Source organism: Shewanella fidelis ATCC BAA-318, assembly GCF_000518605.1.
Lineage (GTDB): Bacteria > Pseudomonadota > Gammaproteobacteria > Enterobacterales > Shewanellaceae > Shewanella > Shewanella fidelis.
Map to the genome: position 1 here is coordinate 450,579 of NZ_JADX01000004.1, position 18,853 is coordinate 469,431.

16 protein-coding genes are annotated in these 18,853 nt (G+C 43.9%); 5 read left to right on the forward strand and 11 right to left on the reverse strand.

Translation table 11 applies throughout. The annotated features are described in order from the left end of the window. Window positions 1-21: 21 nt before the first annotated feature. The 4 genes from L884_RS0101930 to L884_RS0101945 all read right to left on the reverse strand — a co-directional run bounded on the left by L884_RS0101930 (window position 22) and on the right by L884_RS0101945 (window position 4,877). Window positions 22-666: a DUF2913 family protein gene (locus tag L884_RS0101930; protein ID WP_028765906.1), complete on the reverse strand. Its 645-nt coding sequence runs from the start codon at window positions 664-666 to the stop codon at window positions 22-24. Window positions 667-786: 120 nt separating this feature from the next. Beyond that, entirely contained in the window at window positions 787-1,431 is a 645-nt protein-coding gene (locus L884_RS0101935; protein ID WP_028765907.1) for a peroxiredoxin-like family protein, read from the reverse strand. Between the two features lie 155 nt (window positions 1,432-1,586). Then, window positions 1,587-2,885, reverse strand: coding sequence for a DEAD/DEAH box helicase (locus tag L884_RS0101940; RefSeq protein ID WP_028765908.1), 1,299 nt, complete (start codon window positions 2,883-2,885; stop codon window positions 1,587-1,589). 204 nt (window positions 2,886-3,089) lie between these two features. After that, complete coding sequence (locus tag L884_RS0101945) at window positions 3,090-4,877, reverse strand: aminopeptidase P family protein (RefSeq protein WP_028765909.1); 1,788 nt, start codon at window positions 4,875-4,877, stop codon at window positions 3,090-3,092. 315 nt (window positions 4,878-5,192) lie between these two features. Here L884_RS0101945 and L884_RS0101950 point away from each other — a divergent pair, with 315 nt between their 5' ends. Continuing rightward, the gene (locus tag L884_RS0101950) at window positions 5,193-5,963 is read left to right on the forward strand and encodes an ROK family protein (RefSeq protein WP_028765910.1); all 771 of its coding nucleotides are present in this window, start codon (window positions 5,193-5,195) and stop codon (window positions 5,961-5,963) included. Window positions 5,964-6,011: 48 nt separating this feature from the next. Here L884_RS0101950 and L884_RS0101955 read toward each other — a convergent pair whose 3' ends face one another. Genes L884_RS0101955 through L884_RS0101965 form a run of 3 tightly spaced genes read right to left on the reverse strand, consistent with a single transcriptional unit; the run spans window position 6,012 to window position 7,430 of the window. Next, on the reverse strand, window positions 6,012-6,812 hold the full coding sequence (locus L884_RS0101955) for a phytochelatin synthase family protein (protein WP_037410160.1): 801 nt from the start codon (window positions 6,810-6,812) through the stop codon (window positions 6,012-6,014). After that, on the reverse strand, window positions 6,809-7,186 hold the full coding sequence (locus L884_RS0101960; RefSeq protein WP_028765912.1) for a VOC family protein: 378 nt from the start codon (window positions 7,184-7,186) through the stop codon (window positions 6,809-6,811). Before L884_RS0101960 ends, L884_RS0101955 begins: the two co-directional genes overlap by 4 nt. 19 nt (window positions 7,187-7,205) lie before the next feature. Further along, window positions 7,206-7,430 (reverse strand): hypothetical protein, encoded by a 225-nt coding sequence (locus L884_RS0101965; RefSeq protein WP_028765913.1) that lies wholly within the window; start codon window positions 7,428-7,430, stop codon window positions 7,206-7,208. Window positions 7,431-7,832: 402 nt separating this feature from the next. On the opposite strand from L884_RS0101965, the gene L884_RS0101970 reads away from it, so the two are divergent. Further along, window positions 7,833-9,050, forward strand: a complete 1,218-nt coding sequence (locus L884_RS0101970; protein ID WP_028765914.1) for a M24 family metallopeptidase — start codon at window positions 7,833-7,835, stop codon at window positions 9,048-9,050. A 125-nt stretch (window positions 9,051-9,175) separates the two neighbouring features. Here the strand turns inward: L884_RS0101970 and bamJ are convergent, their stop codons facing one another. Next, window positions 9,176-9,646: a BamJ family beta-barrel-assembly machinery protein gene (gene bamJ, locus L884_RS0101975; protein WP_028765915.1), complete on the reverse strand. Its 471-nt coding sequence runs from the start codon at window positions 9,644-9,646 to the stop codon at window positions 9,176-9,178. A 273-nt stretch (window positions 9,647-9,919) separates the two neighbouring features. On the opposite strand from bamJ, the gene L884_RS0101980 reads away from it, so the two are divergent. Both L884_RS0101980 and L884_RS0101985 read left to right on the forward strand, forming a co-directional pair. Then, complete coding sequence (locus L884_RS0101980) at window positions 9,920-11,008, forward strand: OmpA family protein (RefSeq protein ID WP_028765916.1); 1,089 nt, start codon at window positions 9,920-9,922, stop codon at window positions 11,006-11,008. Between the two features lie 2 nt (window positions 11,009-11,010). Then, window positions 11,011-15,987: an Ig-like domain-containing protein gene (locus L884_RS0101985; protein ID WP_028765917.1), complete on the forward strand. Its 4,977-nt coding sequence runs from the start codon at window positions 11,011-11,013 to the stop codon at window positions 15,985-15,987. Between the two features lie 96 nt (window positions 15,988-16,083). On the opposite strand, the gene L884_RS0101990 is transcribed toward L884_RS0101985, so the two are convergent. The 3 genes from L884_RS0101990 to L884_RS0102000 form a co-directional block, all read right to left on the reverse strand. After that, on the reverse strand, window positions 16,084-16,692 hold the full coding sequence (locus L884_RS0101990) for a DUF1294 domain-containing protein (RefSeq protein ID WP_028765918.1): 609 nt from the start codon (window positions 16,690-16,692) through the stop codon (window positions 16,084-16,086). 51 nt (window positions 16,693-16,743) lie between these two features. Then, entirely contained in the window at window positions 16,744-17,037 is a 294-nt protein-coding gene (locus tag L884_RS0101995; protein ID WP_028765919.1) for an ArsR/SmtB family transcription factor, read from the reverse strand. 97 nt (window positions 17,038-17,134) lie between these two features. Then, a complete protein-coding gene (locus tag L884_RS0102000; protein ID WP_028765920.1) occupies window positions 17,135-17,626 on the reverse strand; it encodes a hotdog fold domain-containing protein in 492 nt (163 codons plus the stop codon). 230 nt (window positions 17,627-17,856) lie between these two features. On the opposite strand from L884_RS0102000, the gene L884_RS0102005 reads away from it, so the two are divergent. After that, window positions 17,857-18,774, forward strand: coding sequence for a polyprenyl-phosphate transporter (locus L884_RS0102005; protein WP_028765921.1), 918 nt, complete (start codon window positions 17,857-17,859; stop codon window positions 18,772-18,774). Window positions 18,775-18,853: the final 79 nt, after the last annotated feature.

Below are 18,853 nucleotides of genomic sequence, written 5' to 3' on the forward strand. Positions count from 1 at the left end.
AGGTCGTTTAACTCATAAACACTATGGGTTTATTGGCTGTAAAATGGTTAGCGCGGGTTGTAAATTTTTAGGCCAGATTTGATAAGCTTTATGATGCTTAATCAAAGAAGCCTTTTTGTTTCCAGGGCTAAGTATTAAATCATGTTGGTATGCAATTTGGGCAAATAGCATTTCATCGGCACGTACAAAAAGTGTAATAGGTTTTATTAATTCACCATCGACGATACGTTGAGTAAATTGGTCATCAGAGATGATTAAGCTATTGCAACCATCACTATCAAGCTTAAGTTTTTTAGTCACTTCTTGATCGGTAATCACTAGCCATTCCTGGCTTTCAAGCTCTGCAAGCATATTGTAAATCGCTAAGCCCAAACCTGATTGCTTATCGTTAATATAGCTATATTGAGCCTTTATTTTTTCTAGCAGAGTTTTGAGTTCTGCACCTGCACCCATGCTGCGACCTTGACGCACCCATAGGGTTAAATCATCTGCGATTAACTTAGAAAAAGTACGCTGCTTTAAAGCGGTTACCATCCAACTACATAGAAAGTGGCTTTCTGCTGCAGGGGTTCTAACGCTACTACTTTTCGCGCTAGCTTCAGCAAGGGCTGCTAAACCTGCCGTGGCAAATTGTAAAACAGCTTGGTTATAGGTGATATCTGACATTGGTTCTCCGCCGTATGGAAGTGGTAAAAGGTGACGGCGAAGGGATTATACCTAATGTGTCGCTGCTGCGAAATTAACTTAGCCCGTAAACCGCTATTTAGTCTGATCACGGGCTATTGTTTATTGCTTAATTAAACTTGCTGCGGTCATGATGAGCTCTGGTGCAGGTCGTACCCTAAAGTTGGGATTTACATATTGAAAGTGCACTAAGCCATTGCCATCAGTTATATATACTGCAGGGACAGGAAGCACTAAACGCTGTTGGCCTTCAGGTGTTTGCCATAGTTTGTTTTCAAGCTGCATTTTGTTCATGTAGCGCTTAGTGACTTTTTCACTGGTAAAGTAAGCTAACCCAAACGCTTTGGTTACTTCTAAGTCAGCGTCAGATAGCAAAGTATAAGATAACTCTTGCTGTGTCATCGACTGCTTTAGTTTTGCTGGTGTATCAGGTGATATGCCAATAAGTTGAAAGCCCATGTCTAATAGCTGTGGCTCAATCGCTTTAAGTTGACCCATTTGTGAATTACAAAATGGGCACCAACCACCACGATAGAAAAAGATCACGCTGGGCTTACCTTGGGTTATTTGGGCAATATCAACGGTGCGATCGTTAAGATCTTTTAAGCTTGCAGCCGGGATCGTTTGGCCGTTCATTAATGGCATAACGCTGAACTCATCAGTAGCAATGGGTTTCGCATTAACACTATGGCTTAACGTTACGCTACTGATAATTAGGGCCAGAGCGGCAAAGGTATTTCTTAGCATTATTATTCCTTTTTTAAAGCAAAATGGGGTTGCGTTTGACAAGACCGCGTAGAGCACAAATTGCTTTCATTGCATAAGGAATAATCGCCATGAACAAAAAAGGCACCAAAAGGTGCCTTATTTGTTCATAAAATAATTTGGTGTCCGTACAGCGATTATTTTATCTTCTTAATTTTTGCTGGTGAGGCATTTTTCACTTTAACGCGACGGCCTTGCATATTTTTTTCTGCAATAACCTGTGCGCCCACATTATCTACTCGCTGCTGTTTCTTGGCGAAACTGCGACGTTTTTGTAGCTGTTTAATCAGCAGATCGCGGCTGCCAACTTCGTAACCTGGGATAGTAATACGACGCAGTTGCTGACCAATGAGTTTTTCGATATCAGCTAGAGTGCGCTCTTCTTCACGGCTAACAAATGAAATTGCTACACCTGATTTTCCTGCTCGGCCAGTACGGCCAATTCGGTGAACATAATCTTCAGCTAGGAAAGGCAAATCGTAGTTTACGACATACTCTAAGCCTTGAATGTCAAGGCCGCGTGCTGCAACTTCTGTCGCGACCAGTACGCGCATTTTACCTTCTTTAAATTCACGTAATGCACGGCGACGACTACCTTGTGCCTTTTCGCCATGTACAACCGCAGTTGGAATACCGTCTAGGTTTAGCTCTTTTTCAAGCTTATCTGCCGCGTCGCGAGTTGCGGTAAATACTAGTACTTGACGCCAGTTTTTCTTACCAATTAACTCAGATAAAAGCTCACGCTTACGGCGCTGTTCAACTGGGTATACGACTTGGCTTACGGTAATTGCGGTGGTGTTTTGTTTGTCAGCCGCAATAACGTTTGGTTTTACCATCATCTCATTGGCTAGTTGCTTAACAGCTGATGAAAACGTTGCTGAGAACAATAGGTTTTGACGCTTCTTGTTTACCGCTTGAAGGATCTTCTGGATATCAGCGCTAAAGCCCATATCAAGCATGCGATCAGCTTCGTCTAAAACGAGAAAATCAACATTGGATAGGCTCAAGTTACAGGCGGTAAGATGTTCGAGTAAACGACCTGGAGTGGCGATAATAATATCAGCTCCACGCTTTAATTTTGTCGCTTGAGTGTCCATTTTGACACCACCGAACACAGTAACAACTGTCATATCTAAGTATTTAGCATAGTCATTAATGTTATCGGCTATTTGCGCAGCCAACTCACGAGTTGGGGTTAAAATTAACGCCCTAGCGTTTGAGCGGCCGGCGGCGCTCGGGTTATCAAGCATTTTTTGTAAAATCGGCAATGCAAATGCAGCGGTTTTGCCTGTACCTGTTTGCGCACTAGCAAGTACATCTTGGCCGCGACGTACAGCAGGGATCGCTTGCTGCTGAATTGGTGTCATTTTTTCATAACCACATTCAGAGATTGCACGCAAAATCTCAGGAGCAAAACTAAATGATTCAAATCTCATGATTGAGGAGTCCTATGTTCAACAATTCAGTTACTAACGCACGCTAGCATTTGTGTACCATAAAAATGGCGGCCGCGGAGTATAGCAAACTTTTCTACTGACTGGTATTAGATTAAAACCTGTACTTTTGCAATATTGTTCGCGGTTAAGCAGCGCCGTAAGCGCTGCTTTCATCCCCGTTAACTAAAGCCTGTCAACCAGTGGTTAGATTGCAGCAGTTACTTTACTTAACCAGTCTAAATCTTCACCTTGCATAAACGGAGTCAGTTTATCTTTAACTTGCTGATGGTATTGGTTAAACCAACTAACTTCAGACTCTGTTAGATACTGTTTATCGATTAATCGAGAATCCATAGGGATGAAGGTTAACGCTTCAAACTCCAACATTTCACGTTCGATATTTGCCAGCGCTTCACAAGGGCGCACCGCGATTAAGTTTTCTAAGCGAATGCCAAACTCTTCAGCGCGGTAATAGCCAGGCTCATTTGATAGCACCATGCCTTCAAGTAATGCAACGTTTGAGCGGCCTTTTGCGATTCCTTGTGGGCCTTCGTGTACGCTAAGGTAGTGACCTACGCCATGGCCAGTACCGTGGTCGAAATCATAACCGTGTTGCCATAGGTATTGGCGTGCAAACGCGTCTAACTGCATGCCACTGGTGCCTTTAGGGAACTTAGCTTGATCGATGGCGATATGGCCTTTTAATACTAAAGTGACCATTTTTTTCTGCTCAGCAGTTACATCGCCAATAGCGATAGTACGAGTCACATCGGTAGTGCCATCTAAATACTGAGCCCCAGAATCAACAAGATAAATACTGTTCATCTGCATTTGTGCTGGTGTGCCATTGTTGTGATTGTAATGACACATAGCAGCGTTTGCGCCAGTTGCTGAAATGGTATCGAAGCTTGGCTCTTGATACATAGGATCGCTTAAGCGGAAGCTTTCAAGTTTATCTGCTAGTACCGCTTCATCGTATAGGCGGTTGGCTGCCACTTCGCGATCTAGCCAAGCAAGGAAACGGCTAACTGCCACGCCATCGCGGATATGGCAAGCCTTCATGCCTGCAAGTTCTGCGGCATTTTTTTGTGCTTTGGGCAGGGCTACTGGATCGCTGCCAGCAATTAACTGTGCGCCGGCAGCTTGAGCGGTAAGTTGTAGCCATGCATTGCAGGTCTCTGGACTTGCAAGTACTTTTTGCCCTTTTAGTCCAGTAAGCTCAGCTGCAAGATCTGATTCATTCTTAAAGCTAACCCCTGTGCCTACATGTTGCTGAATATTCTCTGGCAGTTTATTCAAATCGGTAAATAACACCATTTCGCCATTGGCGTGCAATAGCGCTGTACCTAATACAACAGGTAAACATGGAATATCTTTACCGCGAATATTTAGTAGCCAACAAAATGAATCTAGTGCCGAAATAATCGCAACATCAGCACCTTGTGCTTTAATATCCGCACCAATTGCCGTGCGTTTATCTAGACTGCTTCTGCCAGCGCTTTGCTCATTGAATAACATAATTGGAGCTGAGGTTGGTGTGGGTCTGTCAGTCCAATTTAGATCCACCGGGTTGTGTGCAACTTGAATAAGGCTAATTTGGGCTTTAGCAAGCTCCGCTTGAGTTTGGTTAAACCAAGCTAAGGTATGTAAACGAGCATCAAAACCAACTTTGCTATTAGCACCAAGCTGCTCAATTAACCATTGAGCTTGCGGGGTATCGTACAGGCTTAAATACTCGAATAATTGGCCATCAACTTGTTGGCGCACTTGAACTGTGTAACGGCCATCGACAAAAATAGCGGCAGTTTGTTTTAATACGATGATACTGCCTGCCGAGCCTGTAAATCCACTTGCCCACAGCATGCGCTCATTGTGCTCGGGAACATATTCACCTAAGTATTCATCTGCGCGTGGAATAATAAATGCGTCTAGGTTTGATTTTGCCATTTCGCTACGGATGGCATTTAGGCGTTCTGCAATGGTATTTGACATTTAAACTCCATTATTAGCACTCAAGCTGGTATATCTACTGCGCTTGAAGCGATTTGTTTTTGTGCGAATTTAGCGCGCAGATTAGCATAGATACGCAGAACATTGCAGCTTATGTACCACACTGTAACGTTTGTAGAGTGGCTAAGTGGTTTAGCAAGCCCAACATAGGCAAGTTGAACATATTACAGATAACTAAAATCCCTTATCAGTTAATATTTAACCGCCTATAGGGGGTAAGTCATTATTATGTTAGTATTTTGTTTGTTCGTTGGGATGCGATTAGTCGTGGTGTATCCATGCTCATGGGAGTGCTAAGTGCAAACATTAACAATCGATATTAGCGGTTCAAAAGCGTTATTTGAAATAACGACGCAGGGACGAGTTGAGCAATATAAAATCGCGATAACAGACGCATTTAATATTAATAATTTAAATTCGCAAATCGCAGATTTAGAGCAAGACTACGGTTTAGAGGATTATGGCTTAGGCATTGCCGTGCCGGGATTAGTGCAATCTCAGCAATTGGTATCTTGTCAGTCATTACCGGGCCTCAAGGGGTTAAGTGCAGACGATCTGTATACTGGTGCTAAACAAGTGATAATAGCGAATGACAGCGATGCTGGTTTACACGCATTAATGGGGAGCAAGCAGGAGTGTGAGCTACTAGTTATGTGTGATATGGGCATTGGTATGTCTATTGCGATTAACGGTGTGCCTTTCACTGGAGCTTCCGCTACGGCTGGTGAGTTAGGCCATTGTCGAATAATGACCGAGTTTGGTGAGTTTAGTCTTGAACAGCTCGCCAGTGGTGCAGCGATAAAACGCCGCAACTGGACTCGAAGTGATGATATTGCACGTGCTGGCAGTTATATTGGTCAAAGCTTGGCATGGGTGGTTAATCTATTTAATCCGTCACAGATCTATCTAGCGGGCAGCTTAATGAATAATCCGCATTATTACCAAGCTTGCGTGGCTGCCATTAAAGAGATGGCATTGCCTATACCTGTTGCTAAGGTAAAGATTAATCGAGTCGATGCTTATGAAACCGTGGTATGCCGCGGTTTAAAGGCTATGTTGAGTAAATAACAGCTTAGTGAAGGTAATAAACGGGCTTTTAGCCCGTTTATTAATTGCTTATACAGCTTCTTGAATAACAATAAACCCTCGGCTGCGATTGACGTCGGTAGTTGCCATGGCTTCAAATAGGATGTTGCTGCTGACCCATACCCAGTTTTGGTAGGTATTTGATACATCCATTACTAAAAAAGAATCTGAACCTTGGTGATAGGCCGCAAGCGGTGAGAAGTGGCCAGCACCTTTTTGCGATAATCTAGCCCGAGAGTAATTGATTATAATGTGCTGATGCTGTTCATTTAGCGCGTTGAGCAATTGTTGCTTTAGTGCTGTGTGATATTGCTGTTGAGCCAGTTTGGCAGGCTCAACGAATGTCTGTGCGACTTGTAAATTCAATGAGCGTGCGATGTGTGCTAGCTCGCTTAGCTGTAAGCCAAAGTCTCTGCTCAATTTATTTGCTTTAGGCTCACCGAGTAACTGCGCTTTGGTTAGCGGCGTGTTTGCTAGAATAGTGGTCTGAGTATAGCGGTGAAACAGCGGACTAACACCGTCGGGGAAATATGCTTTCTCGTGGGCTTTGACCAAACTGTTATCTAACGGGATTTGCTGCCCATCGGCTTGCACTCTTAATGCGTTTGCCACTATGGTCATTGAGGCTGCGCCGCAAAAAACTTTGTTTTGTTGTCCTTCAAAGTGAGGGGCCAAATTAAAAAAGTCTTGGGTTAGTTCGGCTTCAATTAAGCGCTGCTTACCTATTGGTGTTGCCCAGTCTACAACCTCTGCGCTAACAGATTGCCATAGAGCGGACAAAAGGCAAGTAAGATAAATAAGCGCTATGCTCACACGTTGTTTTATTCTCATGCCACTATCTTCTTAAGTAGGTTGTTATTTTCAAATTCAATGAGTGATAACTCTTGGCCATTGGCGTCGTGAAGTACGACGGCACTACCTATTTTGGGGATCTCGAAAGGTTGGATATTGGTTGCGCCAAGACTCATTGCTAAGGTTAGGGTATCAATTAAGTTATTTACCGCTATGTAGCTATTCCAGCCACAAGAGAGGTGGCTTTCGATGATCCCTGCTATCGGCTTTTGTTCATCTTTGCTTATCACTAGTGCATAGCGACTATTGAAACGAGAGCTAACCTCGCGAATATCGCAGTTAAACGCTTGGCGATAAAAGGTTATAGCCTGATCAAACTTATTGGTATGTAGCTCCTGCCAAGTCGATTCCATGGTTCCTCCTAAAAGTAGACTATCGAGTATTAGCTGCATTTCGGATATGGCGAGCTTGTCCGACATCATAGAAGGCGCTCTTAAAGTTAACACTCTGATGTGCTTTGGCAGGGTAAGACAAAGGTTGCAGCAGTGAAGTTAAAGACTGCGACTTCACCTCTCGAGTCGTTTGTTGTGCGCAGGCATTGCTGCTAAGCAGTAACCCTAGAGCGGGTAAAGGTTGGTAAAAGGCAAATCTGTGCATGAATCTATACCTGTAGCGTCGTACCTAAATAGGCGATAGATAATGCAGTAACCTCTATTACTAAGCCTCTTTAAGACGGTTAGTGGTAGTTAGTAAAGCGAGGGCATGCTTCAAGGTTAATTTTTTGGGGAGGGATAACTTCTTTGACAGTGGTTATCTCACTAAAGACCGCAATAGCAAGGCTTAGTAGGCTTCAAAGTTTAAAAGCCCTATTTGACTATTAATTTTAAACGGTCATTAGCGTGGTGTAAGTGGTATGGGAGTTAACCACAATAATTTGCATCTATATTTATTTGTTACTGACGAATTGTATATTTTATGCTAGAAAGTATGTCATAACATCGGCCATTATCCCAATGGCGATATAACCAAATTAAGTGATGAAATTTGAAAGGTACTGATATGACGATAGGTGTTGGCGGTTCTACCGCAGAGCAAGAATTAGCAAAGCTAGCGGATATGACTCAAGGTGTTGAACCTATTAGTCGCGAAGAGTATCAAGCTCGAATCGCAAAAGCACAGGCGATCATGCAACAGCAAGGTATCGCGGCTATCTACTTAAATGCTGGAACAAACCTCTACTATTACACAGGGACTCGTTGGTACGCCAGTGAGCGTATGGTTGGGGCTATTTTACCTGCTACTGGCGAGCTTGAGTACATAGCGCCTGCGTTTGAGGTTGATACCTTAAATGGTTATATGGTCATTGGTGGCAAAGTAAATACGTGGCAAGAAGATGAGAGCCCATTTGCATTATTCGGTAACGTATTAGCGAACATGGGGATTACCTCAGGTGATATCGGTATTGATGAGTCAGCGGCTTTCTTTATTTTTGATGGCGTGCGCCAAGCGCATCCGCAGTTTAACTATGTCAATGCTAAGCCGGTGACTGCGGGTTGCCGTATGATTAAATCAGCGGTTGAATTGAGCTTGTTACAGCGCGCTAAAGACATGACATTAGAAGTGCATAAAGCTGTTGCGCGTATTTTGCATGAAGGGATCACTACGAGTGAAGTGGAAGCCTTTATTAATGCTGCGCATATTAAAGTGGGTATTCCAGCGGGATCATATTTTTGTATTGTGTTGTTTGGTGAAGACAGCGCTTATCCGCATGGGGTTAAGTCGCCTAAAGTACTTGAGCTTAACGACACCGTATTAATTGATACGGGTTGTCAACTACATGGTTATAACTCAGATATTACCCGTACTTATGTGTTCGGTGAGCCTAGCCCTCGCCAACGTGAGTTGTGGCAATTAGAACAAGCATCGCAGATAGCGGGGTTTGAGGCAGCTCAAATAGGTGCAACTTGTGCCAGTGTGGATCGCGCTGCCCGTGATGTACTTGAAGCTGCAGGTTTTGGCCCTGGCTATGATGTACCGGGTCTGCCGCATCGTACCGGCCACGGTGTGGGTCTAGATATCCATGAATGGCCGTATTTAGTACTAAACGATCACACTCCGCTTGAAGCGGGCATGTGTTTCAGTAATGAACCCATGTTATGTGTACCGGGAGAGTTCGGCGTGCGTCATGAAGATCATTTCTATATGACAGAGCAAGGTCCTGTTTGGTTTACCAAACCTGCACATTCTATCGATGATCCATTTGGTTACCAAGCTTAGTACTTGAAATGCCTCGTTGTTAATAACGGGATTTCTATGGCTATAGACACGATTGCCTCTACTTAATGAAAAGCCCGAATGGTTAACCATTCGGGCTTTGTTTTTATAAAATAGTCAAAAGGATATTAATCGATACTGATCAGCTCGACATCAAAGATTAAAGTTGAACCACCGCCAATTTTCCCCGCACTACGGTTACCGTAGGCAAGTTCACTTGGAATAAAGAAACGGGTTTTTTCGCCAACAACCATAAGTTGAACCCCTTCGGTCCAACCTTTAATCACACGATTAAGCGGAAATGCAATTGGCTCTCCGCGCTCAACTGAACTGTCAAATACAGTGCCATCAATTAAGGTGCCATGATAATGCACAGTCACAGTGTCACTGGCTTTAGGGTGTACCGAACCTGTTCCTGGCTCTAATACTTGATATTGCAGACCAGATGCAGTGGTTATCACACCGTCTTTTAGTTTGTTTTCAGCTAAAAAAGCACTGCCGATGGCGATATTCTCTTTAGCCGCTTTTTGATTGTTCATCGAGGTAAAAAAGTAAAAAACAACACACGCAATCACTACAACAGCTAAAACTACTTTCATTTTTGATACACCTTGTTTTGATTTTAGCTATCTATGATAGCGAATCGTTGTCAGTGGGTAAATGTTCGAGTAACTCATAAAAAACAGCTTCTGCATTGCCTCTCTTTTCAGTGTTATGGATTAAATAAGTAATAAAAACAATAAGAAATAAACGATCAATAAGTGTTACTTATAATGTTTATTGTTGCGGCCGATATGGTTATGTAATCAGTTTGGGCTACTATGCGCGGTTGTACTGCGCATTTGTTACATATCGTTATCAAGGAATAAGCCATGTTTAAACTGAGTTCAATCGGAAGAGTCGCATTTTTCATGTCGACTCTGCTATGTCTGCCTTTTATGCGGGCTCATGCAGCACAACTTGATGACGTAGCACACGTAGCAGACGTAGAAGCGGTAAAACAGTTTCAACCCTATTTTTATCTGGGGGCAAAGGTTGGCCAGATGCATTATCAAAACGCCTGTGAAAGCTGGAGCATAACTTGCGATGGTAATGATGTGGGTTTTGGGGCTTATGCAGGTTATCAAGCTTGGCAATTCCTAGGTTTTGAGACTGCATATCTCGACCTTGGTGAAGCCGTTGCCAACTATTCGGAAAGCGGTGTAAATAATACTTATACCGGCAGTATGAAGGGCTGGGAGCTCTCTGCCGTGACACGATTTAGCTTAAGCGAAAACCTTGAACTATTTGCAAAGGCGGGCAGTTTCTATTGGGATGGTGATAACCGTGGGCCTAATAGCTATCAATCAGATTCGGATTGGGCTCCTATGTTAGGAGCTGGGATTGAATATAAGCTATCACCGTCATGGAGCGCACGACTCGAATATCAATATGTTGATAGCCTTGGCAGCGAGTTGATTGGTGGCAGCAATGGTCACCTAACCACTTTAGGTATTAGCTATCGCTTTGGTCAAAGCTCTAACAAAACCCAATCACCAGTTACAGAGACGTCGTTGAGCTTAACTGAGCAAACTCCTCCAGTAACACCTAAACCTGTGGTGTTACCCGCAATCACTGTTGTCAGTTTATTTGATTTTGATAGTAGTGAACTAACCAATGCGGATGCGTTAACACCTGTGATTGAAAGATTAAGCCAATTTCCTGCATCGATTGTCAACATTAAGGGCTATACCGACTCAAAAGGCAGTGATGATTACAATCTAGCGTTATCTTGGCGTAGGGCGCAAGCTGTGGCGGACTACTTAATTACAGCGGGGATAAAAGCTGAACAAATTGAGGTTCACGGTTATGGTGAACTGGCACCCGTCATGAAAAATGATACTGCTTCACATCGGCATCAGAATCGCCGAGTCCTAGTACATATTCAATCAACGACATCAGCAATGAAGCCGGAGATCTAAGCATGTCGATATTTAAACAACTACAGCGTAATCTCATTTTATTTACGTTATTGATTTTAGCCGGTTGTGGTGGCGATGATGATGGTTTTCCTACCGGTGCCTGCGGCGGACCTGATAACCCTTGCCCTGCATATGCTGTTGCCCTTGATATTACTCCAAACAATAGTGTGATAGCGGTAAGTACTCATCAAGTTTATAAAGCCATCGCAACATACAGTGATGGTGCAAGCAAAGATGTCACTCAACAAGTCAGCTGGACGAGCAGTGAGCCAGATTTGGCTAGCATTTCTGCTGCTGGTATCGCGCAGGGCAGCTTAGCTGGAGAGGTACAGATAACGGCAACGCTTAATCCTTTGCAAGAAGGGGGCAGTGTATTAACCGATTCAGCGACACTTAGGGTGACAGATGCCGCGCTAACGGCATTGAATATTGAACCCGCTCAGGCTCAGATATTGGTTGGAATGACCCAGAACTATCGAGCCTTAGCTTTATTTGCTGATGGTCATCAACAAGATGTGACTAATGAGGCAAGTTGGACAAGTTTAAACGCCGATATCGCAACACTAGAAAGCACTGGAGAGAATGTTGCTATAGCAACCGGTCTTGCGGTTGGCGTTACACAAGTAAAAGCACTGTTTTCTACTCAAGAAGCATTGGCAACACTGGTTGTGCTTGCGACTAAGCCTAGCAGGTTATTGATAAGCCCGCTTGATGAGGCAATTCCTAATGGCACGAGTTTACAGTACCAAGCACACCTAATTTTAGAAGATGGCTTAAGTATTGATGTCACAAAGCAGTCAATTTGGCGCAGTGCCGCTGTTGATATTGCAACTATTGATGAACAAGGTTTTTTAGTTGCTAAGTCGCTAGGTCAGACTCAAGTACAAGCAACCCTTGCTTTTGCTGGTGCAAGTTTATCGGATAGCACAGGTTTAACGGTCGAGGATGCTAAGGTCAGTAATTTGGTTGTCACTCCAACTCAAAGTACTGTGCCGCTTGGCACCAAAGGCAGCTATGTTGCTACCGCTTATTTTTCCGATGGTCAGGTAAAAGACGTAAGCCGTGAAGCAGTTTGGTCGGCATCTCAGGCTGAAGTGCTCGACATTGTTGCACAAGGACAAAATGCTGGTGATGCAATAGCTATAGCGGTCGGTACCTCAAACATTAGTGCTCGTTATCAAGCGCAAGATGCAGATGCATTGATAGAAGTGACCGATGCCGTAATCACCTCACTGCAGATCTCACCAATCAATACTCAAGTGCCTGCTGGTGCAAGAGTGCAATATCATGCCTATGCAAGCTTCAGTGATGGCAGTACAAAAGATGTTACCGCTCAGGGCTATTGGCAAAGTAGCCAGCCACAAATAGCCTCTATAGGCATAACCGCTGAAAATGCGGGTTTTGCTGATACTTACTTAGCTGGTGTTACTGACATTCGCTTTGATTATCTAGGGCTAAGTCAATCTACTGAGCTAACTGTTACTGAAGCAAAGGTTGTTGAATTACAGATCTCACCGATTGATTTGCAAGTGCCGGTCGGCACCCAAGGCCAGTATAGTGCAACGGCTTACTATTCTGATGGCCATAGTGATGATGTGACTCAGCAAGCGAGTTGGTTGTCGGGTAATCGACAGCTTGTCAGTATTGTCAATTCTGGTGCAGATGGCGGTTATGCAAGCGCGTTAGCAGAGGGGCGAGTCGCGATCTCTGCCACCTATGCGGGGGTGAGTTCAGCTGTTCTAGAAGCGGGAGCTGAGACTGTCGCATCAGCAACGGTCAGCAGTGAAACAACAGTAAAAGTGACTCCTGCCGTTTTACAAAGACTTATTATTTCACCCGTTAGCGCAAGTGTCGCTGCAGGCAATATTCAGGACTATCAACTGTTCGCATTATTTTCAGATGGCAGCAGTAAAGAGGTAACAGCTTATGCTTATTGGCAAACCAGCGATACTAATACAGCCACTATCGATACTTTTGGTGTTGCTCACAGCTTAACCGAAGGCCGGGTAAATATCGTTGCTAGTTATTTGGGGATGCAGGCGATTGCTGAGTTAACCGTGACCGATGCCGTTATCACTCAATTGCAGGTTTCACCTGTAGATAGCTCAATTGCACTAGGTTATAAGCAAAAGCTTGTAGCAACGGCTTATTACTCTGATGGTCATAGCAGTGACGTCTCTAGCTTAGCGAATTGGAATTCACTGTCTCCGTCCATCGTGCAAGTTAACACTATTGGTCTTGCCGAAGGTGTTACTGAAGGAAGCGCAACTGTAGAGGCTAGCTATCAAGGCATGCAGGCAAGTGCTAATGTCAATGTGACCAGTGCAGTACTTGAGTCAGTGACAATAACACCGGTAACAGCCACCATCGCAGCGGGCAATACTCAACAATATCGATTGTTTGGCATATTCTCTGATGGCAGCCATAAAGAGTTAACCCATGTGGCAAGTTGGCAATCAAGTCGCTTAGGTGTTGCAACGATAGATAAACATGGCCTAGCACAAAGTTATCAGCAGGGAGATACTCAGATTAAGGCCAGCTATATCGGCGTATCTGCTATTGCCGAACTTAAGGTGACAGATGCTGTCGTTACTGGCCTTCAAGTTTCTCCTGCAAATGTGTCAGTGCCATTGGGAACCACAGGGCAGTATCGCGCCGATGCATTTTATTCCGATGGACACACTAGTGATGTCACTCATCTTGCGACTTGGCGTGTTAGTGACCCAAGTTTAGTCAATATTACCGCAACTGGCGCTACGGCAGGTTTTGCACAAGCCATTGCGTTAGGGATAACCAAAGTACAAGCTGAATTTGCAGGACTGAGTGATAAAGTCGATGTGACAGTGACCGACGCCATACTCGAGAAGCTGGTGATTTCGCCGGTTTATAGCAGCATTGCTGCGGGGCTTCGTCAGCCCTATCAGGCGACAGGCGTGTTTTCAGATGGCAGTAGTAAACGGCTTACCGAACTAGTTAGTTGGAATAGCTCCGATAGCGATATCGCCACACTAGATCGTTTTGGAGTCGCTCAAAGCTATAGGTCGGGCAATATTCAGGTCAGTGCTAGTTACATAGGTTTTAACGCAACAGCAGAGCTGAAGGTAACAGATGCACAGCTGAGCTATATTCGTGTAACTCCCACTTTTGCCAGTGTGCCCTTAGGGACTTCAGGCCAATTCAATGCTCGTGCTTTTTATACCGATAATCGCTCTGAAGATATCACTGAAGTGGCGACTTGGCGTTCTAATGATGACGCCATAGTGCATATCGGCACTGGAGCTGAAAGTAGTGGTTTTGCTAGCGCGATGGGACTCGGGCAAACAGAAGTTACAGCGCAATATTTGACGGCAATCGATAGCGCGGTTGTTCAAGTTACGCCCGCGGAATTAGTTGAATTAACCCTGTCTCCGGTCGATGCGTCGATTGCAGCGGGGCTTGATCAAGCATACCAAGCTTATGCTCGCTTTACTGATGGTAGCAACAAAGAGGTGACACTGGAATCGAGTTGGCAGAGTAGCGAGACCGATATTGCTACCATAGACTCACAAGGTGTTGCCCATACTTTGCTATCGGGTCGCACCGAGATCCAAGCGAGTTATCAGTCACTCGTTGCTAAGGCCTCGTTGCTCGTCACAGAACCTGCTTTAGTGGATCTGCAAGTTACCCCTGTCAGTTCAACGATAAATATTAATGAAAGCCAGCAGTATGTTGCGAGGGCATTCTACTCTGACGGCTATTCAAATGATGTATCGACAGTATCAACATGGAGTTTGGCTGATGACTCAATAGCCCACATTGTTCCATCTGGGCGCTCTGCAGGGCAGGTTACTGGTGATAGTCAAGGTCAGACGTTTGTAACAGCGCGTTACTCAGGTATTGAGGCCCAAGCTCAACTCAAGGTTAGCGATTTTGAGTACTTAGGTGTGCAAGTGGAGCCTGCGGATACCTATGTTATTGTTAATAAAACGACCCAATTACAGGCGTTTGCGATTTATAGAAATAGTAGTGGGACAATAACTCAAAAAGAGGTTACAAACGTTAGTGACTGGCGAGGCGGTGATGCGAGTAAAGTCTCTATTGATAATAATGGTGTTGCATACGGCATAGAGTCTGGAATCACAGATACCTTTGCAATATATCAAGGTGTTCAAGGGCAAGGGAGGATCAATGTCCTTGATAGTGAGCTGCTAGGGTTAACGGTGACTCCTGATAATTTATCGGCGCCGATAGGTACTCAGGGACGCTATAAAGCGGTAGCAACTTTTATCGATAGACCTGCTCAAGATGTCACTGAGTTAGCGACTTGGACTTCGAGCCAGTCAGATGTGGTACACATCGTCACCTCAGGTAAAGATGGCGGTATTGCAACCGCAAGGGCTATCGGTATGAGTGAGATCACGGCTCAATTTGAGGGCGTCGTAGATAGTGTCAGTGCTCAAGTTACCGCGGCTGTGATAGAGCGGATAGAGATCACTCCTCGAGTAGATACGGTTTTTTCTGAAAATATACAGCAGTTTTATGCGAATGCTTATTTCTCTGATGGCAGTGTAGTTGATATTACCTTAGATGCTGATTGGAAAAGTGACGATCCTTATACAATATCAATCGAAACAGGCAACGCTCGAGCAGGTGAAGCGATGGGAGTCAGCCTTGAAGGTGCCACTAGCATATCGGCATCATATGCAGGACTTAGCGATAGTTTGTTGTTAAATGTTAAGCCTAATGTTGCAGAGCGAGTCGAGATTATTCCAAATAACCTGACCCTCAAAAATGGAGACTATCAAACTGTGCAGGTGATGGTAACTTATAGCAATGGGGATGTGGTTGACTACGCTAAATATGTCAATTGGAGTTCAACAGATGATAATGTCGCTTATGGTCATAGAGATACGATTAACGCTATAGGCGTTGGTACAGCCACAGTGACAGCAACTATGGGAACGGTATCGGGCTCAGCTGAAGTAACGGTGACGCCCTAATTGCTAATTAGTTGATAAAAGAGTAGATAGCGCTCTATTAATTCTAAAAAATGCAGCCGATTTAGGCTGCGCTTTTCTTATCGCTTTAGTTCTGCTCTATATTCTACTATGGGCGAGATAGAGCGTGGCGAGGTTGATGGCTATCACTAACCATAAAATCAATTTGAAGCGACCTTTAGCTGATTTGTGCCTCAGCCATTGCTGAGCCAACAGGGCGCCGGGCCAGCCACCAATTAAACTTAGTAATTGCAACTTAAACTCGCTCACTCGCCACCGCTGTTTGCGAGCTGCGCGCTTATCCCAAGCGTAAGTAATAAAGGTGACTAGACTCATAATGATAAAATAGAGCAGTAGCCACAGAGGAATATGTTGCATCAAGTAGGCAATAGCTAACCCCACGACAAAGCTTAGTGCTATCGTGACATTGAAGCGACTTGATGCAGGAGCTATTTTCCGGCTTGCTTTTCCCCTGCCGCCACTGATTAGCCGAGCTTTTTCGGCGCGCCACTTTCCTTGTTTGTCTTTAACTTTATGAAATTGGACTCGAAGGCCCGCTTGAGGCCGTCGACTGTCATTAGCTAATGCGGAAATGTGCAAAAATACTTGCTGCTTCTGCCCAAGGATTTGGATAAAGCCAAAGCCTCTGGTGTCATCCCAACTGTCGATTTCGCCTACTATTACATCGTTCTGTACTGCTTGCTTCATAGAGGGTTTAGTTTTGCTGGTTACCGATGTCATTCTGAGAGGTATTGAGTGTTAGCAAGACTCCTCAGCGCAGCACTCTTCTTGTAAGAACTGGATGAGACCTTCTAAGCAGTCAAATTGCGGAATACAGTGTAATACCCGCCCCTCACGATGTTGCTTTACTAATCCTGCTGACATCAAACTTGATAAGTGGTGGGATAAGGTTGAGTTTGGGATCTGTAGACTCTCTTGTAAGTGACCGACAGGTAAACCTTTATGGCCAGCTTTTACTAGACATCTAAATAAAGTTAGTCGAGTTGGGTGACCTAACTCTTTTAGGGCTTTTGCAGCAATTTCGGTGTTCATAAGCTTACTCATAAATGTTTCTGTATTATTCGAAATAATAGCAGGGTTGTGCTAGCCGACAAGCGTTATTTATGTCTGCAGAGCAATTCTACCTTAATTAATGTTTGCTTGGCTTTTCAGAGATCCACAGTTTAATTGTACCTTGTACTACAACCACTCCATTTGTGTCATAAGCCGTTACGGGTACGAGCATATCACCCGCAACCCATTGCTCAGGTTTTACTTCGGCAACACAAGTGATATCACTACCCGCTTTGGCGGTGTAGTCGACGCTCATGCCTTTAGGGATCCATCTTAAGTGATGAGGAATTGAAGCTTCGGCCATCACTCCCATAGCCATTTCAAGTCCATTACAGATGGCGATAACATGCACAGTTTGAATATGGTTGTGTACAGCTTTACGTTTTTTTATTTGGCAAACGCAGCGATTCACATTTAATTCACTAATGATAGGTTTTACTGTACTGAAATAAGGCGCCATTCGGCTAACCATTATTGAAAAAATCTTATTACCAAAGGGCAGACGGCTAACACGATTATAGAGTGACATGACTTTGGTGGGCTTATTATTAGTATAACTATGGCTCATCTCTACTTGTCCTTATGTGTTTGCTTATGACAGTTAGCTTTTGTTGTGTTTACGACTAAATTAACCGTAAACTCTTAACTGGTCGGATGAGGTTAACATTGAATTAACATTAATTACTAGTGTCGATTAATCTATGTACAGAAAATTAAACTGCATTTCATTTCGTTTTGCGGTGAGTGGCACGTATAATTTCGACCGGTAAAAAACATCTCAGTAAATTAAGGATTAAAGTGAATTATTTAAAGACCTACCTAAAAGGGATGGCTATGGGAGCGGCAGACGTTGTTCCTGGTGTTTCGGGGGGCACAATTGCCTTTATTACCGGTATTTTGGATCCGCTATTAGAGAGTATTAAAAAGATTAGACCTTCGCTTGTCGGTGTTATTAAAGAAAAAGGCATTAAAGCGGCCTTTATGCATATTAATGGCCCATTTTTAATTTGCGTATTTGGTGGCATATTGACCAGTATTTTTACACTGGCAAAATTAATTACCTATTTACTCGAGACTCACCCTATTCCTGTTTGGTCATTCTTTTTTGGCTTGATCGTAATATCAGTGATCCATATGTTGAAGCAAGTTAAAGGCTTTAGCTTTGCGCGCTTAGGGTTGTTCGCTGTCGGAGTCGCGTTCGCGTGGGGTATTACCATGCTTAATCCGATTGCAGTTGAAATGACTTACCTGAATGTATTTTTAGGTGGATGTATCGCGATAACTGCGATGATCTTACCGGGGATTTCTGGCAGCTTTATTTTGTTGCTGCTAGGTCTTTATACACCAGTAATCGGTGCAGTAAAGAATTTAGAATTGGGTATTATCGTTACTTTTGCCGCAGGTGCTGCTATCGGTATCTTGAGTTTTAGCCACGTACTTTCTGCGCTACTGAGAAAATATCACGATGCAACCTTAGTGTTTTTAACCGGCTTAATGCTAGGCACACTTGGCAAAATCTGGCCTTGGAAAGAAGTGCTGACATTCCGCGAAAACTCTAAAGGTGAAATGGTGCCACTTGATGAGCGGGTGTTATCACCTATGCAGTATGAGCAAATAACTGGTCAACCATCACTGCTGCTATATGCGGTTATCGCCATGTTAGCTGGCATCTTTTTGGTTTGGGGCTTAGAGCGATTTGCCAATAAAAACCGTTAATTTTCTTGTGAAGTAATCAATTTTTTGTCTAAAACGCCAGCTCAATAGCTGGCGTTTTTTTTGTTTAAATTATCAATGA